This is a genomic window from Candidatus Pelagibacter sp. (genome assembly GCF_052049935.1).
In the GTDB taxonomy this organism is placed as follows: Bacteria; Pseudomonadota; Alphaproteobacteria; order Pelagibacterales; family Pelagibacteraceae; genus Pelagibacter.
Genome location: NZ_JBNGZA010000006.1, coordinates 16,705 through 35,405, shown reverse-complemented (window position 1 = coordinate 35,405; position 18,701 = coordinate 16,705). Strand labels below are relative to the sequence as shown.

The window sequence follows — 18,701 nt, the reverse complement described above, 5'->3', positions numbered from 1 at the left end:
CGATTTATATATGATTCCTTTTATTTTTAAAGTCTCTATCTCAATTTTTTACAAATAATAAAACTCTCTTTAGAATCTTTTCTACTAGATTTTGGTTTAAAAACCTTAACCTCTTTAAAAATCTCCTTACCTTTTGCAACTATTTCATTAAAAGAACCGCCCATAAATATTTTTGAAATAAAACTCCCTTCTTGTAGCAAAACATCTTTAGAAAAAATCATAGCTTCCATACATAATTCACCAGTTTGAATTGCGTCTATATTCTTAATTCCAGTTGTATTCACAGCCATATCAGACATAACAATATTAACTTTATCTTCTGCAGATTTTAAAATTTCATCTTTTATTTTATCTTCAGTGAAATCTCCCTGTATTTGTAAGCTCTTTCCCAAAGGTTCCATTTCTTTTAAATCTATAGAAATTAATTTTCCGTTTTTAATCTTTTTTTCTGCATATTGAGACCAACTCCCTGGTGCTGCTCCAATATCAACAACTGAGAGGCCACCTTTAAAAATAGAAAACTTTTCATCAATCTCCATTAACTTGTAAGCAGATCGTGCTCTATAACCATCAATTTTTGATTGTCTAACGTAAATATCTCTTCGTTGTTTGTTTACCCAATTTTTTGAAATCTTATTTTTTTTCAATTAACTTGTGTATCTAAGGCTTTTAATAATTTTTTTGTTTTCTAAAGTATCAATCTCTATTTTGATATCTTTATTATTTCTCATATCTTTTCCATCTTGCCAAATTCCGGCTGCTAAATGCATAATTCCTATTTTATAGTTGGGCAAATAAGGTTCTACAAATGTTTGGTTTTTTTCATCAAATTTTGGAAGTAAATTACTAGTTAGCCAATTACATTTGAGTGGCAAAAATTCAGTTTCTAAATCATCAATATAAACTGACATATTTATTGCTAACTGTTCAGATCCAAAAATATTTCCAGCTTTAAGTGTTGTTTCTAAATTTTTCTGCCAAATTTTCCAACCTGGTGAATTTTTTTCTAAAGAAAAAACACCGATATTAATATGTGGTGCAAATGCTAATTTTCTAGCTTTTTCCATTCCTATTTTTGATTTAATTGCGTGTTTAAAATTTTGTGATTTAATTATTGCTAATTTTCCAAATAACCAATCTACTCTTGATGTTATCTTGTAACCAGGTCCTACTGTTTGAGTAATGCCAAGCTTTCCATTATCACAAGCTTTAATTAATAACTCTACAGTATTCCAATCGTTTACCCATGCATCGCCATCAATCCAAAGATATTTTTTATAATTAGGAAAATAATTTGGTAAAAAAGCTCTTGATACTTGGCTTTTTAACCATTCTTTTCCTTTAACTTTAAATTCGGGTACTTCTATATCCCATGCTGCTGGTTTTATTTCGTCAACTTTTTTTGATAACTTTTCTATCTGAATATCTGTTAATCCTGCATCTAAAATACAAATTGCAACTTCACTGCTTTCTTTGAATCTCTTTATCGAGTCAACTAATTCTTCTATTAATTCAAAATAATTTGAATCAGCTAACGAAACAATGACATTTTTCTTCATTTAAAGAACATCTTCAAGGTCTTCATTTTCATCTTTCTCAATTTCTTTTTGTTGTTTTTTGAGTTTTTGAAAATGAAAGAAACTTATAGGTAGAAGCATTAGATATATAATTGAACTAATTGTTATAATTTCAAAAGTATAAATCAATAATAATCCAAAAAATAAAATTATACCAAATAAGAGAAATATTGTTGTTCTTCTCCTGATGACAATTTTTTTAAATGAGTAAGTTGGAAATTTACTAATTAATAAAATAGAAGTTGTAATGAAAAAAACAACTGAAAGTATATTATAATTTAAAGAGAAAATATAAAATTTATCTAATCCACTTAAACTAAATATTAATGGTGTCATAACCAATATGCCTCCGGCAGGTGAAGGTACTCCTTCAAAAAAATTATCTTTCCATGATGGCTCTTGGTTTGAATTAACATTAAACCTTGCGAGTCTGAGAGCTACACATACAACATAAATTAAACATAATAACCACCCTAATCTTCCAAGATTATTCATTACCCAAAAATACATAATAAATGCAGGCGCTACTCCAAAGCTAATCATATCAGTTAAAGAATCTAGTTCTTTACCAACTTTTGAAGTGCCCTTAATCAATCTAGCAATTCTTCCATCTAAGCCATCAATTAATGCGGCAAACAAAATTGCAATAATTGCAAACTCAAATTTTCCATCTAAAGCAAACCTTATTGAAGTAAGGCCAATACATACACCTATTAGTGTTAGCATGTTAGGCAAAATTACTCTTGTTCTGTGATCTGCAACAATTTTTAAATTATTTTTTGGCTTTTCCATAAACTATTTTTTTGCAAGTAAAGTTTCACCTGCAACAGCTGTTTGTCCAATTTTTACAAGTGGCTCGTAATTTTCATAGTAAACATCTGCTCTACTTCCAAATCTAATCATTCCAATTCTTTCACCTTGTTTCAATTCTTGATCTTTTGAAGACTCACAAACAATTCTTCTAGCTATTAATCCGGCTATCTGAACAACAACAATATCCTCGCCATCTACATTTTTAATTTTATAATAGTTTCTCTCATTATCTTCGCTAGCCTTATCGAGTGATGCATTTAAGAATTTTCCAGGCTTATATAAAATTTCATCTATTTTACCGCTACATGGAGTTCTGTTTACATGACAATCAAAAACATTCATGAATATGCTTATCTTTTTAAATTTTCTATCTTCTAGACCTAACTCTTTAGGTCCATCAACTTCTTCTACTTTTATAATTTCACCATCTGCGGGGCTTACCAGATAATTATCATCATTAATTGAAGTTCTATCTGGATCTCTAAAAAAATAATAAACCCAAATTGTAATTACTAATCCTAGTAATCCTAAAAAAGTACTTAAGGCATAGAATACAAGTGTCGCAACACCTGATATGATTAAAAATCTATATCCTTCTGTATGAATTTTTGGAAATATTTTACTAAACATTTTCTTCTAATTGATAATTTTTGATTAATATGTATATAAAACCGTGAAATTCAATTGATAAGATTAAAAATTAATGAGCAAAATCAAAGTAAAAAATCCAGTTGTAGAGCTAGACGGCGATGAAATGACCAGAATTATCTGGGAATTTATTAAAAACAAGCTGATACTTCCATATCTAGATTTAGGGATTGAATACTATGATTTAGGTATGAAAAGTAGAGATCATACGGATGATCAAATTACAATAGACTCAGCTAATGCAATTAAAAAAATTGGAGTAGGAATTAAATGTGCAACAATTACTCCTGATGAAGCTAGAGTTGAAGAATTTGCCTTAAAAAAAATGTGGAGATCTCCAAATGGAACTATAAGAAATATAATTGGTGGAACAGTATTTAGAGAACCAATAATTTGTAAAAATATTCCAAAACTTGTTCCCTCTTGGACTGATCCAGTAATTATCGGAAGACATGCATTCGGAGATCAATATCGTGCCACTGATTTTAAAGTTCCAGGTAAAGGCAAAATGGAAGTTAAATGGACATCTGAGGATGGGTCACAAGAATTAAAGTATGAGGTATTCAACTTTACAGGTCCAGGTGTTGCCCTTTCAATGTATAATTTAGATAAATCAATCGAAGACTTTGCGAGATCATGTTTTAGCTATGGACTAATTAAAAAGTGGCCAGTTTACATGTCTACTAAAAACACGATTTTAAAAAGATATGACGGAAGATTTAAAGACATATTCCAAGAAGTATTTGATAATGAGTTTAAATCAGAGTTTGAAAAATACAAATTAACCTATGAACATAGATTAATTGATGACATGGTTGCTTGTGCAATGAAGTGGAGTGGAAAATATATTTGGGCATGTAAAAACTATGATGGTGACGTGCAATCAGATACTATGGCACAAGGTTATGGATCTTTAGGATTAATGACTAGTACTTTATTAACACCAGATGGTAAAGTTATGGAAGCTGAAGCAGCTCATGGAACAGTAACAAGACATTACAGAATGCATCAACAAGGTAAAGAAACTTCTACAAATCCTATAGCATCAATTTTTGCCTGGACTAGAGGTTTGGCTCATAGAGGAAAATTAGATAATAATGATGAGTTAATAAAATTTGCCAATAGTTTGGAAGAGGTTTGTGTTGAGTGTGTTGAAAATGGAGAAATGACTAAAGACCTTGCAATATTAATTGGTCCTTCAAGCAAATATCTTACAACTAATCAGTTCTTAGATGCAATTGATTCTGGTTTAAAGAAAAAACTAAATTAAATTTTTAATTTTCTCAAAAGCTTCATCTATTTTATTTGGATCTTGTCCACCAGCTTGAGCAAAATCTTTTCTACCACCACCACCTTTTCCATCAATAATCTCTGAGCATGCTTTTACAAAAGCAACTGCATCATATTTTGAAGTTAACGACTCTGTTACACCAACTGCAACACCAACCTTTCCATCTTTAACTGCAAATACTAACACAATTCCATCTTTAAGATCTTTTTTACCATCGTCAGCTAACTTTCTTAATTCTTTTGGAGGTAAATCTTCAATCTTTTGAAACCTAACCTTCACTCCATTAATTGTTTCATCTTTAATTACATTTTTACTTGTATCAGTTAAAATTGATTTATTAGAGAGTGTTTCTAATTGTTTGTTTAAATTCTTAATTAAAATTTTTTGATCATCTTGATCAATATTTGGCTTGCCACCAAGTTTTATAATCTGTTCTGAGAGTTCTTTAATTATCTTTTCATTTTTTTCAGATGATTCATTAGATAATTTTTCTTGGTTTTTTAAATAATTTTCTAATTGTTTATCTCTTAAAGCCTCAACTCTTCTTACGCCTGCTGCTATTGATGATTGGCTAATAATCTTGAATTTACCAATATCTCCTGTATTACGAACATGTGTTCCTCCACACAATTCTGTAGAAAAATATTTATTCTTTTCATCTCCCATTGATAAAACTCTAACTTCATCACCATATTTTTCACCAAAGAGTGCTAAAGCTCCTTCGTCTACTGCTTCTTTCGGTGACATAATTCTTGTCTTCACTTCTGATTTATTTTGAACCATTTCATTAACAAATGTTTCTATTTTTGTAATTTCCTCAGAGCTTATTGGTTTCATGTGACTAAAATCAAACCTTAATCTATCGGGTTCTACTAAAGAACCTTTTTGAGTTACATGCTCGCCTAAAACTCTTCTAAGAGATTCATGTAATAAGTGTGTTGCAGAGTGATAAGCTCTAGTATTATTTCTTCTCTCAATATCAATATTCATCTCAATATTCTCATCTACTTTAACAGAACCAGATAAAACTTTGCCATAATGTACAAATAAGTCTCCTAGTTTTTTTTGAACATCAGTTACTTCAAATCTAAAGTTCTCGTTAGAAATCATACCAGTGTCACCAACTTGTCCACCTGACTCTCCATAAAAAGGTGTTTGATTAACAATAATCATACCTTCATCGCCTTCACTTAAAACAGTAACTTCTTTTGAACTCTTTAATAAACTTTTAACAACACCTTGTGCTTGATCATTTTCATATCCTATAAATTCAGTTGCACCATGTTTTTCCTTAATTCCATACCAAACTTGTTCAACAGCACTATCACCAGATCCTTTCCAATTTTTTCTTGCAAGAGCAATACTTTCTCGCATCAGTTCACCAAATCTCTCTTTGTCAAATTTAAGTGATTTGGATTTTAAAATATCTTCAGTTAAGTCAATTGGAAAACCATAGGTTTCATATAATTTAAAAGCCACATCACCTGGTAAGACCTTGTCAATTTTTGAAATTTCCTCATTAAGTATCTTGATACCTCTGTCGAGTAAAACTAAAAACTTCTCTTCTTCCATTTTAAGTGTTTCTTTTATTAAAGACTCTGCTCTTTTCAATTCGGGATAATTTCCAGACATTTCTTGTAATAAAGTTTCAAACAATTTTGAGAAAACAGCTTGTTTAGATCCCAGCATATGAGAGTGTCTCATTCCTCTTCTCATTATTCTTCTAAGAACATATCCTCTTCCTTCATTTGAAGGTAGTACTCCTTCAGCTACTAAAAATGAACTTGCTCTTAAATGATCAGCTATAACCCTAAAACTAGAAAGATTTTCTTTACTAGATTTTTTGTTAACTTCATTTTCTGTTGCTGCTATCAATTTTTTAAAGTGATCCGTTTCATAATTGTCATGCGTTCCTTGAAGAAGGGCTGCAATTCTTTCAAGTCCCATTCCAGTATCAACTGAAGGCTTTGGTAAATTAATTCTTTTATCTTTTGAAATCTGTTCGTATTGCATGAAAACCAAGTTCCAAATTTCTATAAACCTATCTCCATCTTCATCTGGTGTTCCTGGTAGACCACCATTTAAATGATCACCATGATCATAAAATATTTCAGAACAAGGACCACATGGACCAGTATCACCCATCGACCAAAAATTATCTGATGTTGTAATTCTGATTATTCTATCATCACTAAAGCCTGCAATTTTTTTCCAAAAATTAAATGCTTCATTATCTTCATGAAAAACAGTTACATAAAGTCTATTCTTATCAATTCCAAAATCTTTAGTAATTAAATTCCATGCATAATGAATAGCTTGTTCTTTAAAATAATCTCCAAATGAAAAGTTGCCTAACATTTCAAAAAATGTGTGGTGCCTAGGTGTGTAACCAACATTTTCTAAATCGTTATGTTTACCACCCGCTCTTACACATTTTTGTGAGGTTGTTGCTCTTTTATAATCTCTTTTCTCTAAGCCAGTAAAAACATTCTTGAATTGAACCATTCCTGAGTTTGCAAACATCAGTGTTGGATCATTATTGGGTACTAAATTACTAGACTCAACTATTCTATGATCATTCTTCTCGAAATATTCCAAGAATGTTGTTCTAATCTGATTTAGTGTTTTATTAGCCATATTTTTAAAATACAGCTTTTTTATTTTATGTCTAGATTGGTTAAAATGGGAAAAAGGCGCTTATTTCTAAGCGCCTTTATAATTTAAAGATGACCTATAAATTAATTTTTTTTAGTAGATGCTGGTTCTGCTGCTATTTCTTTTGTCTCTTTAGCAGTAGTACCTTTTTTCTCTTTTTCTACTTTTTCAGGATCTAATGGATTTCCTTCAATTTTTTTAGAAATCACACCAGCTTTTTCTCTAATAGCCAGTTCTACCTCAGCAGCAATTTTAGGATTTTGTGCTAAGAAAGTTTTAGCATTTTCTCTTCCTTGTCCAATTTTCTCACCTTTATATGCATACCAAGCACCTGATTTTTCAATAATATCTGCCTTAGCACCTAAGTCTACTAGCTCACCCATTTTGCTAATTCCTCTTCCGTACATAAGATCAAATTCAACAACTTTGAATGGTGGTGCAACTTTGTTTTTAACAACTTTTACTCTTGTTGTATTGCCAATAATTTCATCTTTGTCTTTGATAGCACCAATTCTTCTAATATCCATTCTTACAGATGAATAAAACTTAAGAGCGTTACCACCTGATGTAGTTTCTGGGCTTCCAAACATAACTCCAATTTTCATTCTGATTTGGTTAATGAAAATCATCATTGTATTTGTGTTTGAAATTGAACCAGTTAATTTTCTTAAAGCCTGACTCATTAATCTTGATTGAAGACCAACATGGTGATCTCCCATCTCACCTTCGATCTCAGCTTTAGGAGTTAAAGCTGCAACAGAGTCAATAACTATAACTGAAATTGAGCCTGATTTTACTAGTGTATCAGCGATTTCTAAAGCTTGCTCACCAGTATCTGGCTGAGAAATTAATAATTCTTCAGTATTTACACCTAATTTTTTAGCGTAAACTGGGTCTAAAGCATGTTCTGCATCAACGAATGCACAAATTCCACCTGATTTTTGAGCTTCAGCAACAACTTGTAATGCTAAAGTTGTTTTTCCTGATGATTCAGGTCCATATACTTCAATAATTCTTCCCTTTGGTAAACCACCTATTCCTAGAGCTAAGTCTAAACTTAGAGAACCTGTAGATACAGACTCAACATCCATAGCTCTTTTCTCTCCAAGCTTCATTACTGAGCCTTTACCAAAATTATCAGTTATTTGACTGATAGCAGCGTCTAACGCCTTATTTTTTTCTTTTAAATCCATTTCTTGATCTTTAGTAGATTTCACTACCTTTAAATTACTTTTAGTCATTTTTTGCCTCTTTTTTTACGTTTTTTAACAGTCGAATCATGATTTAAATGTACACATTTTGTTCTCATTAGCAATAGAGAATGTTCTATTATCCAAAAAAGCCCAAATTATTTGATTTTTAAGTAATCACTATTCAATAAACCAATACTCTTAAGTAAATTGAATTGGGAAAGGATATAATTTCTTTCAGAATCAGCTAAAGAAATTTGGGCATTTAAGAGAAGAGCGTTGGATTGAATAACATCTAAAGTCGTTCTTCCAGAACCACTGTTATATTCTGCAACAATTCCCTCATTAGCTATTTCAGCAGCTCGTACTTGTGATTGAACAGAATTTAATAAACTTTTGTTAGACTGATATGAGGACCATGCACTTGAAACTGAAGTTTCATTTTTTTTTATCATATCATCTAATAATAATTTTTTTCTAAACTCTAAACTTTGATTTTTTCTAATTGAAGCAAGATTTTTTCCTCCTGAAAAAAATGGCCATGTGACTGTAGCTGTAACAGTGTCTCTCTCTCTTTCATCATAAGTAGAGCTTAAATCTTCAATATAAGTTCTGTCCAAAGATAAGGTTGCTGAAGGTGCTAAGTCTGATTTTGCTGAAAAAGTATCTTTTTTTGACTGCTCGTATTCTAACTGAGCTATAATTAGATCCGGATTATTAATTTTAGATTTATTGATTGCTGAATTTAGATCAATTGGAAGATTTACATCAAAAATCGATTTTTTTTCTAATGATTTTGAGTCAGATAATGGGCCAATTACATTCTCATAATTTAACTTACTAGTTAATAAATCATTTTCAGCTTGTATTAACTTAGCTTGAGCGCCTGCTAATGAAGATTCAGATTGAGCAACATCTGAAAGTGTAGATTGTCCCCTTTCAAGTTTAATTTGATCTGACTCAACTTGTCTTTCTAATAAATTAACATTGTCTCTATTAATGTTTAGTTTTTCATTTGCTACAATCAATCCAGTATATGCTTCAACAGATTTAAAGAGAATATCTTGCTCTTTTTTCAAAAGTTTTGCTTTTGCAAGATCTATACCAATGGTTTTCTTTTCATATTCAGCACCTCTACCAAAATCAATTAGAGTTTGTGTTACTGTTAATGATTTAGTAGTTGGATCCACATCATTAATTGTTGCATTTCCACCAGATTGGTTTGTAAGTTTATTTGTTTCTTGCTGACTTTTACTTCCACTTAGCGTTACAGATGGTAGGTAATCACTTCTTGATACTTTTAACTCTTCCTCAGAGACATTTATATTTTCTCTTTCTGCATTTAATTCAGAATTATTTTTATATGCTTTTTTTAGTGCAGATGTAAAGCTTTCTGCATAAACATTTCCGCAAAAGAATAATAACGCAATAGTAAATGTTAAAATTTTTTTCATTTGTCTTTATATACTGCAGTATTGATAATATGGTTACTATTTAAATTCATTATAATTGAAGCATATTTTGGAGCGTTCTTAAACATGTTTTCAGTTATCCTTTGATAAGTTTGCATAAAATTTATTACATCACCTTTGCTCATTATTTTATTATTAGATTTATTTTTTGTTGTTAACCATAACTTGTGTTCTTGTTTTAATCTCCATTTTTGTAATAATAAAAAATCTTTTGCTTTTAAATAAACTAAACAATTTAATTGGGAATATAATTTTCTATATTTAGTTTTAAGTTGCTGATTAACATATTTTCTCCAAATTAAGTTTGCATCTTTAGTCTTTTCAAGAGAATTGATTGATTTTTTTAAAGTTTTATTTGTCTCTGATCTAGCTCCAACACACCAACCTTCAAAAATTATAATGTCAGGTTTTTTATTTAAATTATACCAATTTTTTTTTGGAAAACGATCATCAATAGATTTATCAAATTTTGGAACTTTAATAGACTTAAAACTCTTTTGTTTTACGTTTTTAAAAAAGGTTTGCATAAGTTTTAAATCATGTGTGCCAGGCACACCTCTTGTCATTAACATTGAATGAATAGATTTTGATAGTTTTGATCTATCTTTTCTTGTTTTATAGAAGTCATCAATTGAAACTCTAAATACATTTTTTTTAAAATATTTCTTTAATATAATTGAAATTAGAGAACTGATTGTTGTTTTGCCTGTTCCTTGACCTCCTGCTAATCCCACAAAATATGGTTTTTTTTTATCTGCTTTTTTTGCAATCCAATCACATAAAGGTATTAAAAAAGACTTTAACATCTTTTCTTTACCCTTAAATTTTTCAGTTGATGTTTCTTGTGCTTTAATAAATTTAAAACAATCTTTTTTTACCTTACCAAAACACTCATCAGTAATTTTCATAGATTATTTTTTTTGATCTAGCGGATGATTATTTCCATCTAAAACTGCTATATCATTCATCTTAAAAGTGTCTATTTCATCTACGCAACCAACATTAAAACCAGTCATTGCTGGATTACTTCTAGGATTATGATGTGTATAAATTCCACAAACAGAACAAAAGTAATGTTTAGCGATTTTACTGTGGAATTGATAAAGTTTTAATTTGTCTTCACCCTTTGTAATTTTAAAATCTTCATTTTTAACCATAGACATCACTGCACCTTTTCTTTTGCAAATAGAACAGTTACACTTAACAACTTTCTCTAAATCTCCAGTTATATTTATTTCTGCTTCAACTGCTCCACAGTGACATGTTAATTTTTTCATAAATTAATTCCTATTGGTTATTGTATTGTTCGTAAATTTTTTCTCTCTCACTTTTATTCATTCTTTTTGTTTCTTCTATAAATTTATTTCTTAACTCTCTTGTTTTTAATATAAAAAAACAAACAGTATCTTTGCTATGATAAATTGCTTTTAATTCATCATCTATTTCATTTAGCTCTCTTGGAATATCTGCTTTTATACAAATCATAGTTTTCCTTTGGTTTCTAACTGACTACTTATTGTAAAAGTTATCCACATGTCCACTAAATGTTGTTTTGGATGTTCACGTTTTGATTCACTTTTGATTCAATTACGGACTCAAAATACAACCTATTGAGTGTATTGAATAAATAGTCTATAAAAGAGAACAAAACAAGAACATGAAATTAACTATTCCATATTACTTACATAAAGCAGGCGCTGGATTTCCCTCTCCTGCAACTGATTACATCGAAGAAGATATTGATCTTAATATGCATCTAATAAAAAACGTTCCCGCCACTTTTATTATCAGGGTTCAAGGAAAATCAATGGTGGATGTTGGTATCAACGATGGCGATCTATTAGTTGTAGATAAAAGTTTAAAACCAAAAAATTTTTCAACTGTTATTGCAAATGTTCATGATGAGCTAGTTGTTAAAACTTTAGTTCAAGAAAAAGATAAAAAATTTTTAACTTCAGGATCAAAAGAGTTTTCTGACAGAATTTTAATTAATGAAGAACAAGATATTTTTATTTGGGGGGTTGTAACTTATGTCATCCATTCAACATACTAAAAAGATAGCATTAGTTGATTGTAATTCTTTTTATGTTTCTTGTGAAAGATTATTCAACCCTAAGATAAGAAAAAAACCAGTTGTTGTTTTATCAAATAATGATGGCTGTATTATTTCAAGATCAAATGAAGCAAAAGCTTTAGGTATTAAAATGGGTGAGCCTTATTTTAAAGCAAAAAATATTATCATTAAAAATGATGTTCAAGTTTTTTCATCAAATTATTCTTTGTATGGTGATTTATCTAGAAGAGTGATGAGAACTCTAAAAAGATTTAATTCACAAATAGAAGTTTATTCAATTGATGAAGCTTTTATGGATTTATCAAATTTTTCTGATGAAGATGTAGAAAGAGTTGGAAAAGAAATTAGAGAAACTGTTCTACAATGGACAGGCATACCAACTAGTATTGGAATTGCTAAGACAAAAACTTTAAGCAAAATTGCAAATCATATTGCAAAGAAAAAACAATCTGGAGTTACAAGTTTAATTGGTATTGAAAACTTGGATCCAATATTAGAAAAAATAGAAATTAATGATGTTTGGGGTGTTGGTAGACAGCTTACAAAATTTTATCAAAAAAATGGAATTTATAATGCTAAGCAACTTAAAAATAAATCTAACACTTGGATTAAAAAATGCTCTAATGTTTTAAGTTCAAGGACTGCAATGGAACTTAGGGGCATTCCTTGTGTTAATTTAGAAACAACACAAACAAAAAGAAAAAGTTGTGTTGTATCAAGATCATTCGGGAAAAGAATAGAAACTTTTCAAGAATTAAAAGAAGCTGTTTCTAATTACTGTTTAAATGCATCTGAAAAAATAAGATCAGAGTCTTTAGTTGCAAAAGCAATTACAGTATTTGTTAGAACAAGTCCGTTTCAAAGAGATTATGGTTATTACTCAAACTCAAAAACAATTGATTTTCCGATTGCAACTAACAACAGTATTGAAACTGTTAAAACAGCAGTTGCAATACTTGAAAGTATATTCAGGAATGGTTATCGATATCAAAAGGCAGGTGTAATGTTAACAGGACTTAGAGAAGATGATGGAAGAAAAAATTTATTCTCTTCAGAAAAAGATGAAAAGATAAATAGTCTAATGAGATCTATTGATAGTACTAATCATAGATATGGAAGATCTACACTAAGCCTTGCAAGTGCAGGAGTTCATAAAAAATGGAATATGAGAAGAAATTATTCTTCTAAAATAGATACTGCTGATTTTTATTGTTTACCAACAATCAGGGCTTAGATAATTAATTTTGAATTAATTTAAGTAATTTTTTTTTACTATGAGTCCTAAACAGGTTGTCATAATAAACAACTTGGGTTGGATACTCTCCATAAACTTCTGTCCATCTACTAATCCAACTGTGATAAATGCCAAATTTATTAAAAAATTTTCCTCCAAAACCAGTTCTTCCCTCATAATCGTTATAGAGTTCACCATTCACATACATTTTAACAAAACCTTTAAGTGGGTCCTTAGTCATATTTGCGTGAAATATAATTGTAGTCCATTTTTCCCTCATATCATCAATTTTAAGATCCTTCTTTACCCATCCAGGTGAGTCCATTCCATTTACAGCAAAATATCTTGGTTCTAAATTTCCATTTTTTACTCTTAACATCATTCTTGGATGTCTTTGCTGATTAGTGTTTCCCCACTCATATATTTGAAAGAGAGAAGTGCTTACGGGTTCAACTGATTTAAAATCTTTGGGTAAATAAATACTTACTGAAATCCATTTCTCGCCAGTAAATTTTTTAGGTGAAGAATATTCGCTTCTAGCTCTATCTCCTCCTCCATGCCCCACAACAGCATCTTTTCCATTATTTTTACAGTCAGAATAGTTTCCATCATTATCTCTTCCACAATCTTTCGGTAATAAAGTTATTTTCCATGCTTTTTTGCCCAAGGCTGGGGAAGTGACAGTTTCTCTAAAGTTAGAAAGGTTTTTTCCTTTAGCCACACTTTTCTTCCATTGAATATTTGTGATTTCTTTAGCAATCAACTGTTGAGAAAAAGATGTGATAAAAATAATTAGAAAACTTAAAATTTTAAAAATAATTTTTTTATTCATTGTAAGTTATTTTAGATTTGTAATATCTTTTATATTTTTTAAAGAATTATTGAATTCATCCATATTTTCTCTCAAAGCTAAATTTGAAACTGAATAGACTAAATACAATAAGAATAAGAATGGTATCAAAGTAATTATAGAGGCATGATTTTTGATGAGTAAAATATAAATAATTATAAACAAAGCTGAACGTATCAAAACTGCTTTTCTAAATACACTAATAATTGAAAGAGAGTGCTTTACTAAACTAGAAAAGTTCATCTTAGAAGGTCCAAAATATCTAGTACCTCTAATTGATGGAATTGAAATCAAATTTTTTTCTAATTTTCTTAAAGATCCTGAAAAGCTATTCCATGTAGCTTTTTCATTAACCATTTTTTCAACCATTGTTTTTGGTAAACAAGTGAAATTACCAAATTTAATTGATTGTCCAGTGAAAACTAATGTAATTAATTTATGTATTTGATAACAAGTCTTAAACAACAAACTTTCAGATCTTTTAGTTCTTTCACCAATTATTGGAATTGTATCTTTATTTTCAATTTTATTTAGAAAATCATTAATTTCTTCTGGTCTATCTTCACCATCACCATCCATTGGTATTATATAATCAAATTCATCTTTCTCTAAAATATATTTTAATCCTGTTGCAATACACCTTGCATGACCTTGGTTAGTTTTCATATTTAAGATTTTTACTGAAATTAAATTATTAAGCTCATTATTGTTGGGGTCACGATCGTGTGTAGATGCATCATTTACTACTATGATTGAAATTTCATGATTTATATTTTTAGCTAAATCATCAATTTCACTAATTAGCTTACTCACAGATTGCCAATCATTATAAACAGGAATTAAAATCTTAATTTTCATTTATTTTGAACCAATCATACAAAAACCTTGTTTTTTAATTTTGCCAAAATCACCTGGACAAACTTGCTTTAAGATATCCGCATTACCAGTATAAACAATTCCACCAGATGGGTCTAGCTGGTCCGCTTTTCCTTTTATGTCCTGAAACCAAATTGGTCTTGAACTCATGTGATATGATAAATTACCTGCAATCCATTCATCACCTATCACATATTTAATTTCATTTGAAAAATTTTTAGACCATCTTCTCTCAACTAATTCAGCAATTTCTTTCCCAGGATAATCTGTTCTTTTGTTATCTTTAGTTATTGAAATATATCCATACAAAGATGGAGATAAAAACAAGAGTATAAAAAATATTATAAAAAATTTATTTAATTTTTTTAAATTGATATGTCTTTTATAGATCTCAATAAATAGAACTCCAAAAAATAAATAAAAAGGAGTCATCCACATTGTTCTTATCTTTGAACCTGAAATAAGTGAGGTTAAAAACATAAAAAATATCGGTAATACAGATATAAAAATTAAAAAGATTAACTTCTTATTCTTTTTATCAATCTTAAATTTTACTTTTGAAGTTAAAGTAAAAATTAATAAAAAAAACGGAATTAATATTCCAATTTGTTTTCCAATAAAAGACAATGGATATTTGATATGATCAATTAATTCTTTTTCTTCAAAACCAGTTCTGGCCAATCCATATGTAAGAGTAATATAATTGTTTTCGCTCAACCATATAAAATGAGGCACTAATAAAATTAAGAAAACTTCTAAAACAATAATATATTTAAAATCAAATTTTTTTTCTTTTTTTGAAAAAATAATAAATATGAAAAATAAACTTATTGATAATAGTAAATATACAAACAAATATTTAGATAAAAAACCTAAAGCAGCGAATAAGCCGATTAATACACAATCTCTAAAAGTAATTATTTTATCATTATAAATCTTCCAAGAATAATAAACTACAAGTGACCAGAAAGGTAATTGGCAAACATTTACATTAAATTCTGGGGTTGTAAAATTATAAAAGTAAATTGACTCTAAAACTATAACTGACAAAAAACTTAAAGGTTTATTCTTAAAGATTTCTATTGAAAATTTATAAACAAAATAAAATGCAATTATTACAAATAATTGACTTAAAAAATAAAAAGCCCAATCATTAGGTCCAAATATTCTATAAAATATCTCAGGAAAAAAAGCGCTCATTGGTGGGTGTTTGTTAAAGCCCCAATCTAAATTACTACTCCAAGCCAAAGCTTCAATTGTATCTAGAGGTAAATTTTGATTAGTAAGAGATGGTACTAATGTCCATACAGCCAAATGGAATAATAAAAAAATGTAAAATAATTTATCTATATTTTTGTAATATCTATTCATTAATCTATATTTTTTACAATAATTAGTCTTTCTTGACACTAATAATCTGCTGAATATACTCCCACAATTCAAAATTTACAGAATGCCTAAAGCAACTAAAACAAAAAAGAAAAAAGTTACAAAAACTAAAGCAAAACCAAAAACTAAAGTTTCTGCTAAACCAAAAGTTTCTACAAAACCTAAGGCTGCAGCTAAAAAAATAGTTGCACCAAAAGGACCAGTAAAAATCTCAAAAACTTATGAGCCAAAAGATACTGAAAAATATATGTGTGAAAAGCATTTGGTATTTTTTAGAATGAGATTAACAGAATGGAGAAAAGAATTAGTTAAAGCAAATAATCAAGCTCTTTATAATGGAAGCATGGATGATAACAGCATATCTGCTGATATTGTGGATCAAGCAAATTCATATCTAGATAAAAATGTGGAAATGAAAGCAATTAATAGACAAATCAAATTAATTTCAGAAATTGATAAAGCTTTAATGAGAATTAAAGATGGAACTTATGGTTTCTGTCTAGATACAGCTGATCCAATTGGCCTTAAAAGACTTATGGCCAGACCTGTAGCAAAATACACGATTGCTGCTCAAGAGAAACACGAAAAAGAAGAAAAAGTTCACGCAGACGACTAAGTCTAAACTTTAGGAACTTCTTCACCACTTTTCATTAAATCAAAACCTTTAATTACCGCTGGTCTTGAAGCTATCTCAGAGTACCATCTCGATAAGTTCTTATAATTTTTAAGACCAATATCATGCCACTCATGTCTAGCAATCCATGGAAAGGTTGCAATATCCGCAATAGTATAATCTTCACCAGCTAAAAACTTTGATAGTTTCAATCTTGAATCAAGCTCTTCATAAATTCTTTTGGATATTTTGAAATAACGCTGTTCACCAAACTCACTCTTCCCTGGATTATAATGATGGAATTGATGATGCTGCCCTAACATGGGACCAACATAACCCATTTGAGCCATTAACCACTGATTAATTTCTGTTTTATCTTTTTCGTTATAAAACTTTCCACTTTGTTCACCTAAATAAATCAATATTGCACCAGACTCAAAAATAGTTTGATTATTTTTGACATCTTTAATTACAGGTATTTTGCTAAATGGACTTATCTTTTTAAATTTAGGTTTAAATTGATCATCACTGCTTATATCTATAAAGGTGACTTTGTAGTCATAACCAATCTCTTCTAACATAATACTTATTTTTTTTCCGTTAGGAGTGTTGGCTGTTAGAAGCTCAATCACTTTTTAACACCAAGTCTTTCTTGAGCAGTTTTAGATGTGGTTGTGAATTCAAACCTTAATTTTTCATCTGGTCTTGCATATTTAAAACATCCCCTTGCAGCAAGAGCACCTTCATGAAAACCTGATAGAATAAGTTTTAGTTTACCTGGATAAGAACATATATCTCCAATAGCAAAGATACCTTCTTTATTGGTTTCAAAATTTTCAGTGTTAACTTCTATTGTTTTTTTATTAATATTTAATTCCCATTCTAGAATTGGACCTAATTGCATTATTAATCCAAAAAAACCAAGCACATAGTCAGATTTTAATTCTTTTATTTCACCATCATCATGTTTTATTTTTATACTATCTATTGATCCATTACCTTGTATTGAATCTAATTGATATTTAGTAAAAAGGTTTATTTTTCCAATGCCTGCAAGATCCTTTACTTTTTGAACACTTGCTTCAGCGCCACTAAAACCATCTCTTCTATGAATTAAATTAATATTACATTCTTTTGAAAGTTCCATTGCCCAATCTAAAGCTGAGTCCCCGCCACCAAATATTGAAACATTTTTTCCTTTAAACTTTGATTTATCTTTTACTGAATAAAATAAATTATTACCCTCAAATTTCTCTATATCTTTTGTAGGAAACTTTCTTGGTTCAAACGAACCAACACCACCAGCAATCACAATTGAAGATACCTCAAATTCTTTTTGATTATTTGTTTTTACATTCCATATGTTTCCATTTTTTTTAACTTCTTCAACTCTATCGTTTAAATGGAATTGAACTTTAAAAGGTTTAATCTGTTTAATTAAATTATTTGTTAACTCTTCGCCGGTGCATTCAGGAACTGCAGGAATATCGTAAATTGGTTTATCTGGATAAAGTTCTATGCATTGGCCACCAACTTTATCAAGGTTATCAACTATTTCACATTTCAATCCAATTAAACCCAATTGATGAGCACAAAATAAACCTGTTGGTCCAGCTCCAATAATTAGTACATCTGTTTTGATCATTATCCCTGTTTTGAAGGTATGCTAACAGTTAAACCTTCTAGCTCATCTGACACAATTAACTGGCAACTTAATCTACTGTTTTGTTTTGGTTCAAAAGCCATATCAAGCATGTCTTCCTCACCATCCTCTTTTGCAGGAAGTTTTTCTAACCATTCCTCATTTACATAAACATGACAAGTTGCACATGCCATGCCACCACCACAGTCAGCATCAATTCCTGGAATATCATTTTGAACAGCGCCTTCCATCACTGTGAGTCCATTTTGAATATCTATTGAATGAGTTTGATTATCGTGTGTGATGTAATTTATCTTAGTCATGAGTTATATATAGTATGTAAAAAAAATAGGGCAAGTATGTGGTTACATACCTGC

Annotated in this window: 20 protein-coding genes; 4 read left to right on the top strand and 16 right to left on the bottom strand. The window is 29.6% G+C overall.

All coding sequences use genetic code 11. The annotated features are described in order from the left end of the window. Window positions 1-35 precede the first annotated feature (35 nt). From ACTT90_RS03945 to ACTT90_RS03930, 4 genes are read right to left on the bottom strand one after another with little or no spacing between them, the layout of a single operon-like run. Entirely contained in the window at window positions 36-647 is a 612-nt protein-coding gene (locus ACTT90_RS03945) for an RlmE family RNA methyltransferase (protein ID WP_440937539.1), read from the bottom strand. After that, window positions 648-1,559: a glycosyltransferase gene (locus ACTT90_RS03940; RefSeq protein WP_440937538.1), complete on the bottom strand. Its 912-nt coding sequence runs from the start codon at window positions 1,557-1,559 to the stop codon at window positions 648-650. Further along, window positions 1,560-2,369: a CDP-diacylglycerol--serine O-phosphatidyltransferase gene (gene pssA / locus ACTT90_RS03935; protein ID WP_440937537.1), complete on the bottom strand. Its 810-nt coding sequence runs from the start codon at window positions 2,367-2,369 to the stop codon at window positions 1,560-1,562. It lies immediately after the preceding gene. A gap of 3 nt (window positions 2,370-2,372) precedes the next feature. Then, the gene (locus ACTT90_RS03930; protein WP_440937536.1) at window positions 2,373-3,020 is read right to left on the bottom strand and encodes a phosphatidylserine decarboxylase; all 648 of its coding nucleotides are present in this window, start codon (window positions 3,018-3,020) and stop codon (window positions 2,373-2,375) included. A 73-nt stretch (window positions 3,021-3,093) separates the two neighbouring features. Between ACTT90_RS03930 and ACTT90_RS03925 the strand changes: the two genes are divergently transcribed. After that, window positions 3,094-4,308: an NADP-dependent isocitrate dehydrogenase gene (locus ACTT90_RS03925; protein WP_440937535.1), complete on the top strand. Its 1,215-nt coding sequence runs from the start codon at window positions 3,094-3,096 to the stop codon at window positions 4,306-4,308. Here the strand turns inward: ACTT90_RS03925 and alaS are convergent. The 6 genes from alaS to ACTT90_RS03895 form a co-directional block, all read right to left on the bottom strand. Continuing rightward, on the bottom strand, window positions 4,300-6,966 hold the full coding sequence (gene alaS, locus ACTT90_RS03920; RefSeq protein WP_440937534.1) for an alanine--tRNA ligase: 2,667 nt from the start codon (window positions 6,964-6,966) through the stop codon (window positions 4,300-4,302). The genes ACTT90_RS03925 and alaS overlap by 9 nt on opposite strands. A gap of 101 nt (window positions 6,967-7,067) precedes the next feature. Next, a complete protein-coding gene (gene recA / locus ACTT90_RS03915) occupies window positions 7,068-8,225 on the bottom strand; it encodes a recombinase RecA (protein ID WP_440937533.1) in 1,158 nt (385 codons plus the stop codon). A gap of 107 nt (window positions 8,226-8,332) precedes the next feature. Beyond that, entirely contained in the window at window positions 8,333-9,628 is a 1,296-nt protein-coding gene (locus ACTT90_RS03910; RefSeq protein ID WP_440937532.1) for a TolC family protein, read from the bottom strand. After that, window positions 9,625-10,554, bottom strand: coding sequence for a uridine kinase (locus ACTT90_RS03905; protein ID WP_440937531.1), 930 nt, complete (start codon window positions 10,552-10,554; stop codon window positions 9,625-9,627). The genes ACTT90_RS03910 and ACTT90_RS03905 overlap by 4 nt, the downstream gene beginning before the upstream one ends. Before the next feature lie 3 nt (window positions 10,555-10,557). Continuing rightward, window positions 10,558-10,923, bottom strand: coding sequence for a GFA family protein (locus ACTT90_RS03900; protein ID WP_440937530.1), 366 nt, complete (start codon window positions 10,921-10,923; stop codon window positions 10,558-10,560). 10 nt (window positions 10,924-10,933) lie between these two features. After that, window positions 10,934-11,131, bottom strand: a complete 198-nt coding sequence (locus ACTT90_RS03895; protein WP_440937529.1) for a hypothetical protein — start codon at window positions 11,129-11,131, stop codon at window positions 10,934-10,936. A gap of 172 nt (window positions 11,132-11,303) precedes the next feature. Here ACTT90_RS03895 and ACTT90_RS03890 point away from each other — a divergent pair, with 172 nt between their 5' ends. Beyond that, window positions 11,304-11,699: a LexA family protein gene (locus tag ACTT90_RS03890; protein WP_014952829.1), complete on the top strand. Its 396-nt coding sequence runs from the start codon at window positions 11,304-11,306 to the stop codon at window positions 11,697-11,699. Further along, window positions 11,677-12,954: a Y-family DNA polymerase gene (locus ACTT90_RS03885; protein ID WP_440937528.1), complete on the top strand. Its 1,278-nt coding sequence runs from the start codon at window positions 11,677-11,679 to the stop codon at window positions 12,952-12,954. The genes ACTT90_RS03890 and ACTT90_RS03885 overlap by 23 nt, the downstream gene beginning before the upstream one ends. Before the next feature lie 4 nt (window positions 12,955-12,958). Here ACTT90_RS03885 and ACTT90_RS03880 read toward each other — a convergent pair whose 3' ends face one another. From ACTT90_RS03880 to ACTT90_RS03870, 3 genes are read right to left on the bottom strand one after another with little or no spacing between them, the layout of a single operon-like run. Then, window positions 12,959-13,786, bottom strand: coding sequence for a heparin lyase I family protein (locus ACTT90_RS03880; RefSeq protein ID WP_440937527.1), 828 nt, complete (start codon window positions 13,784-13,786; stop codon window positions 12,959-12,961). Between the two features lie 6 nt (window positions 13,787-13,792). Beyond that, window positions 13,793-14,662, bottom strand: a complete 870-nt coding sequence (locus ACTT90_RS03875; protein WP_440937526.1) for a glycosyltransferase — start codon at window positions 14,660-14,662, stop codon at window positions 13,793-13,795. Beyond that, window positions 14,663-16,051, bottom strand: a complete 1,389-nt coding sequence (locus ACTT90_RS03870; RefSeq protein WP_440937525.1) for a glycosyltransferase family 39 protein — start codon at window positions 16,049-16,051, stop codon at window positions 14,663-14,665. A gap of 82 nt (window positions 16,052-16,133) precedes the next feature. Here ACTT90_RS03870 and ACTT90_RS03865 point away from each other — a divergent pair, with 82 nt between their 5' ends. Next, on the top strand, window positions 16,134-16,685 hold the full coding sequence (locus tag ACTT90_RS03865; protein WP_440937524.1) for a TraR/DksA family transcriptional regulator: 552 nt from the start codon (window positions 16,134-16,136) through the stop codon (window positions 16,683-16,685). A gap of 2 nt (window positions 16,686-16,687) precedes the next feature. Here the strand turns inward: ACTT90_RS03865 and ACTT90_RS03860 are convergent, their stop codons facing one another. From ACTT90_RS03860 to ACTT90_RS03850, 3 genes are read right to left on the bottom strand one after another with little or no spacing between them, the layout of a single operon-like run. Further along, window positions 16,688-17,314: a glutathione S-transferase family protein gene (locus ACTT90_RS03860; protein ID WP_440937523.1), complete on the bottom strand. Its 627-nt coding sequence runs from the start codon at window positions 17,312-17,314 to the stop codon at window positions 16,688-16,690. After that, complete coding sequence (locus ACTT90_RS03855; RefSeq protein ID WP_440937522.1) at window positions 17,311-18,327, bottom strand: NAD(P)/FAD-dependent oxidoreductase; 1,017 nt, start codon at window positions 18,325-18,327, stop codon at window positions 17,311-17,313. Before ACTT90_RS03855 ends, ACTT90_RS03860 begins: the two co-directional genes overlap by 4 nt. Then, a complete protein-coding gene (locus tag ACTT90_RS03850; protein ID WP_440937521.1) occupies window positions 18,327-18,647 on the bottom strand; it encodes a 2Fe-2S iron-sulfur cluster-binding protein in 321 nt (106 codons plus the stop codon). The genes ACTT90_RS03855 and ACTT90_RS03850 overlap by 1 nt, the downstream gene beginning before the upstream one ends. Window positions 18,648-18,701: the final 54 nt, after the last annotated feature.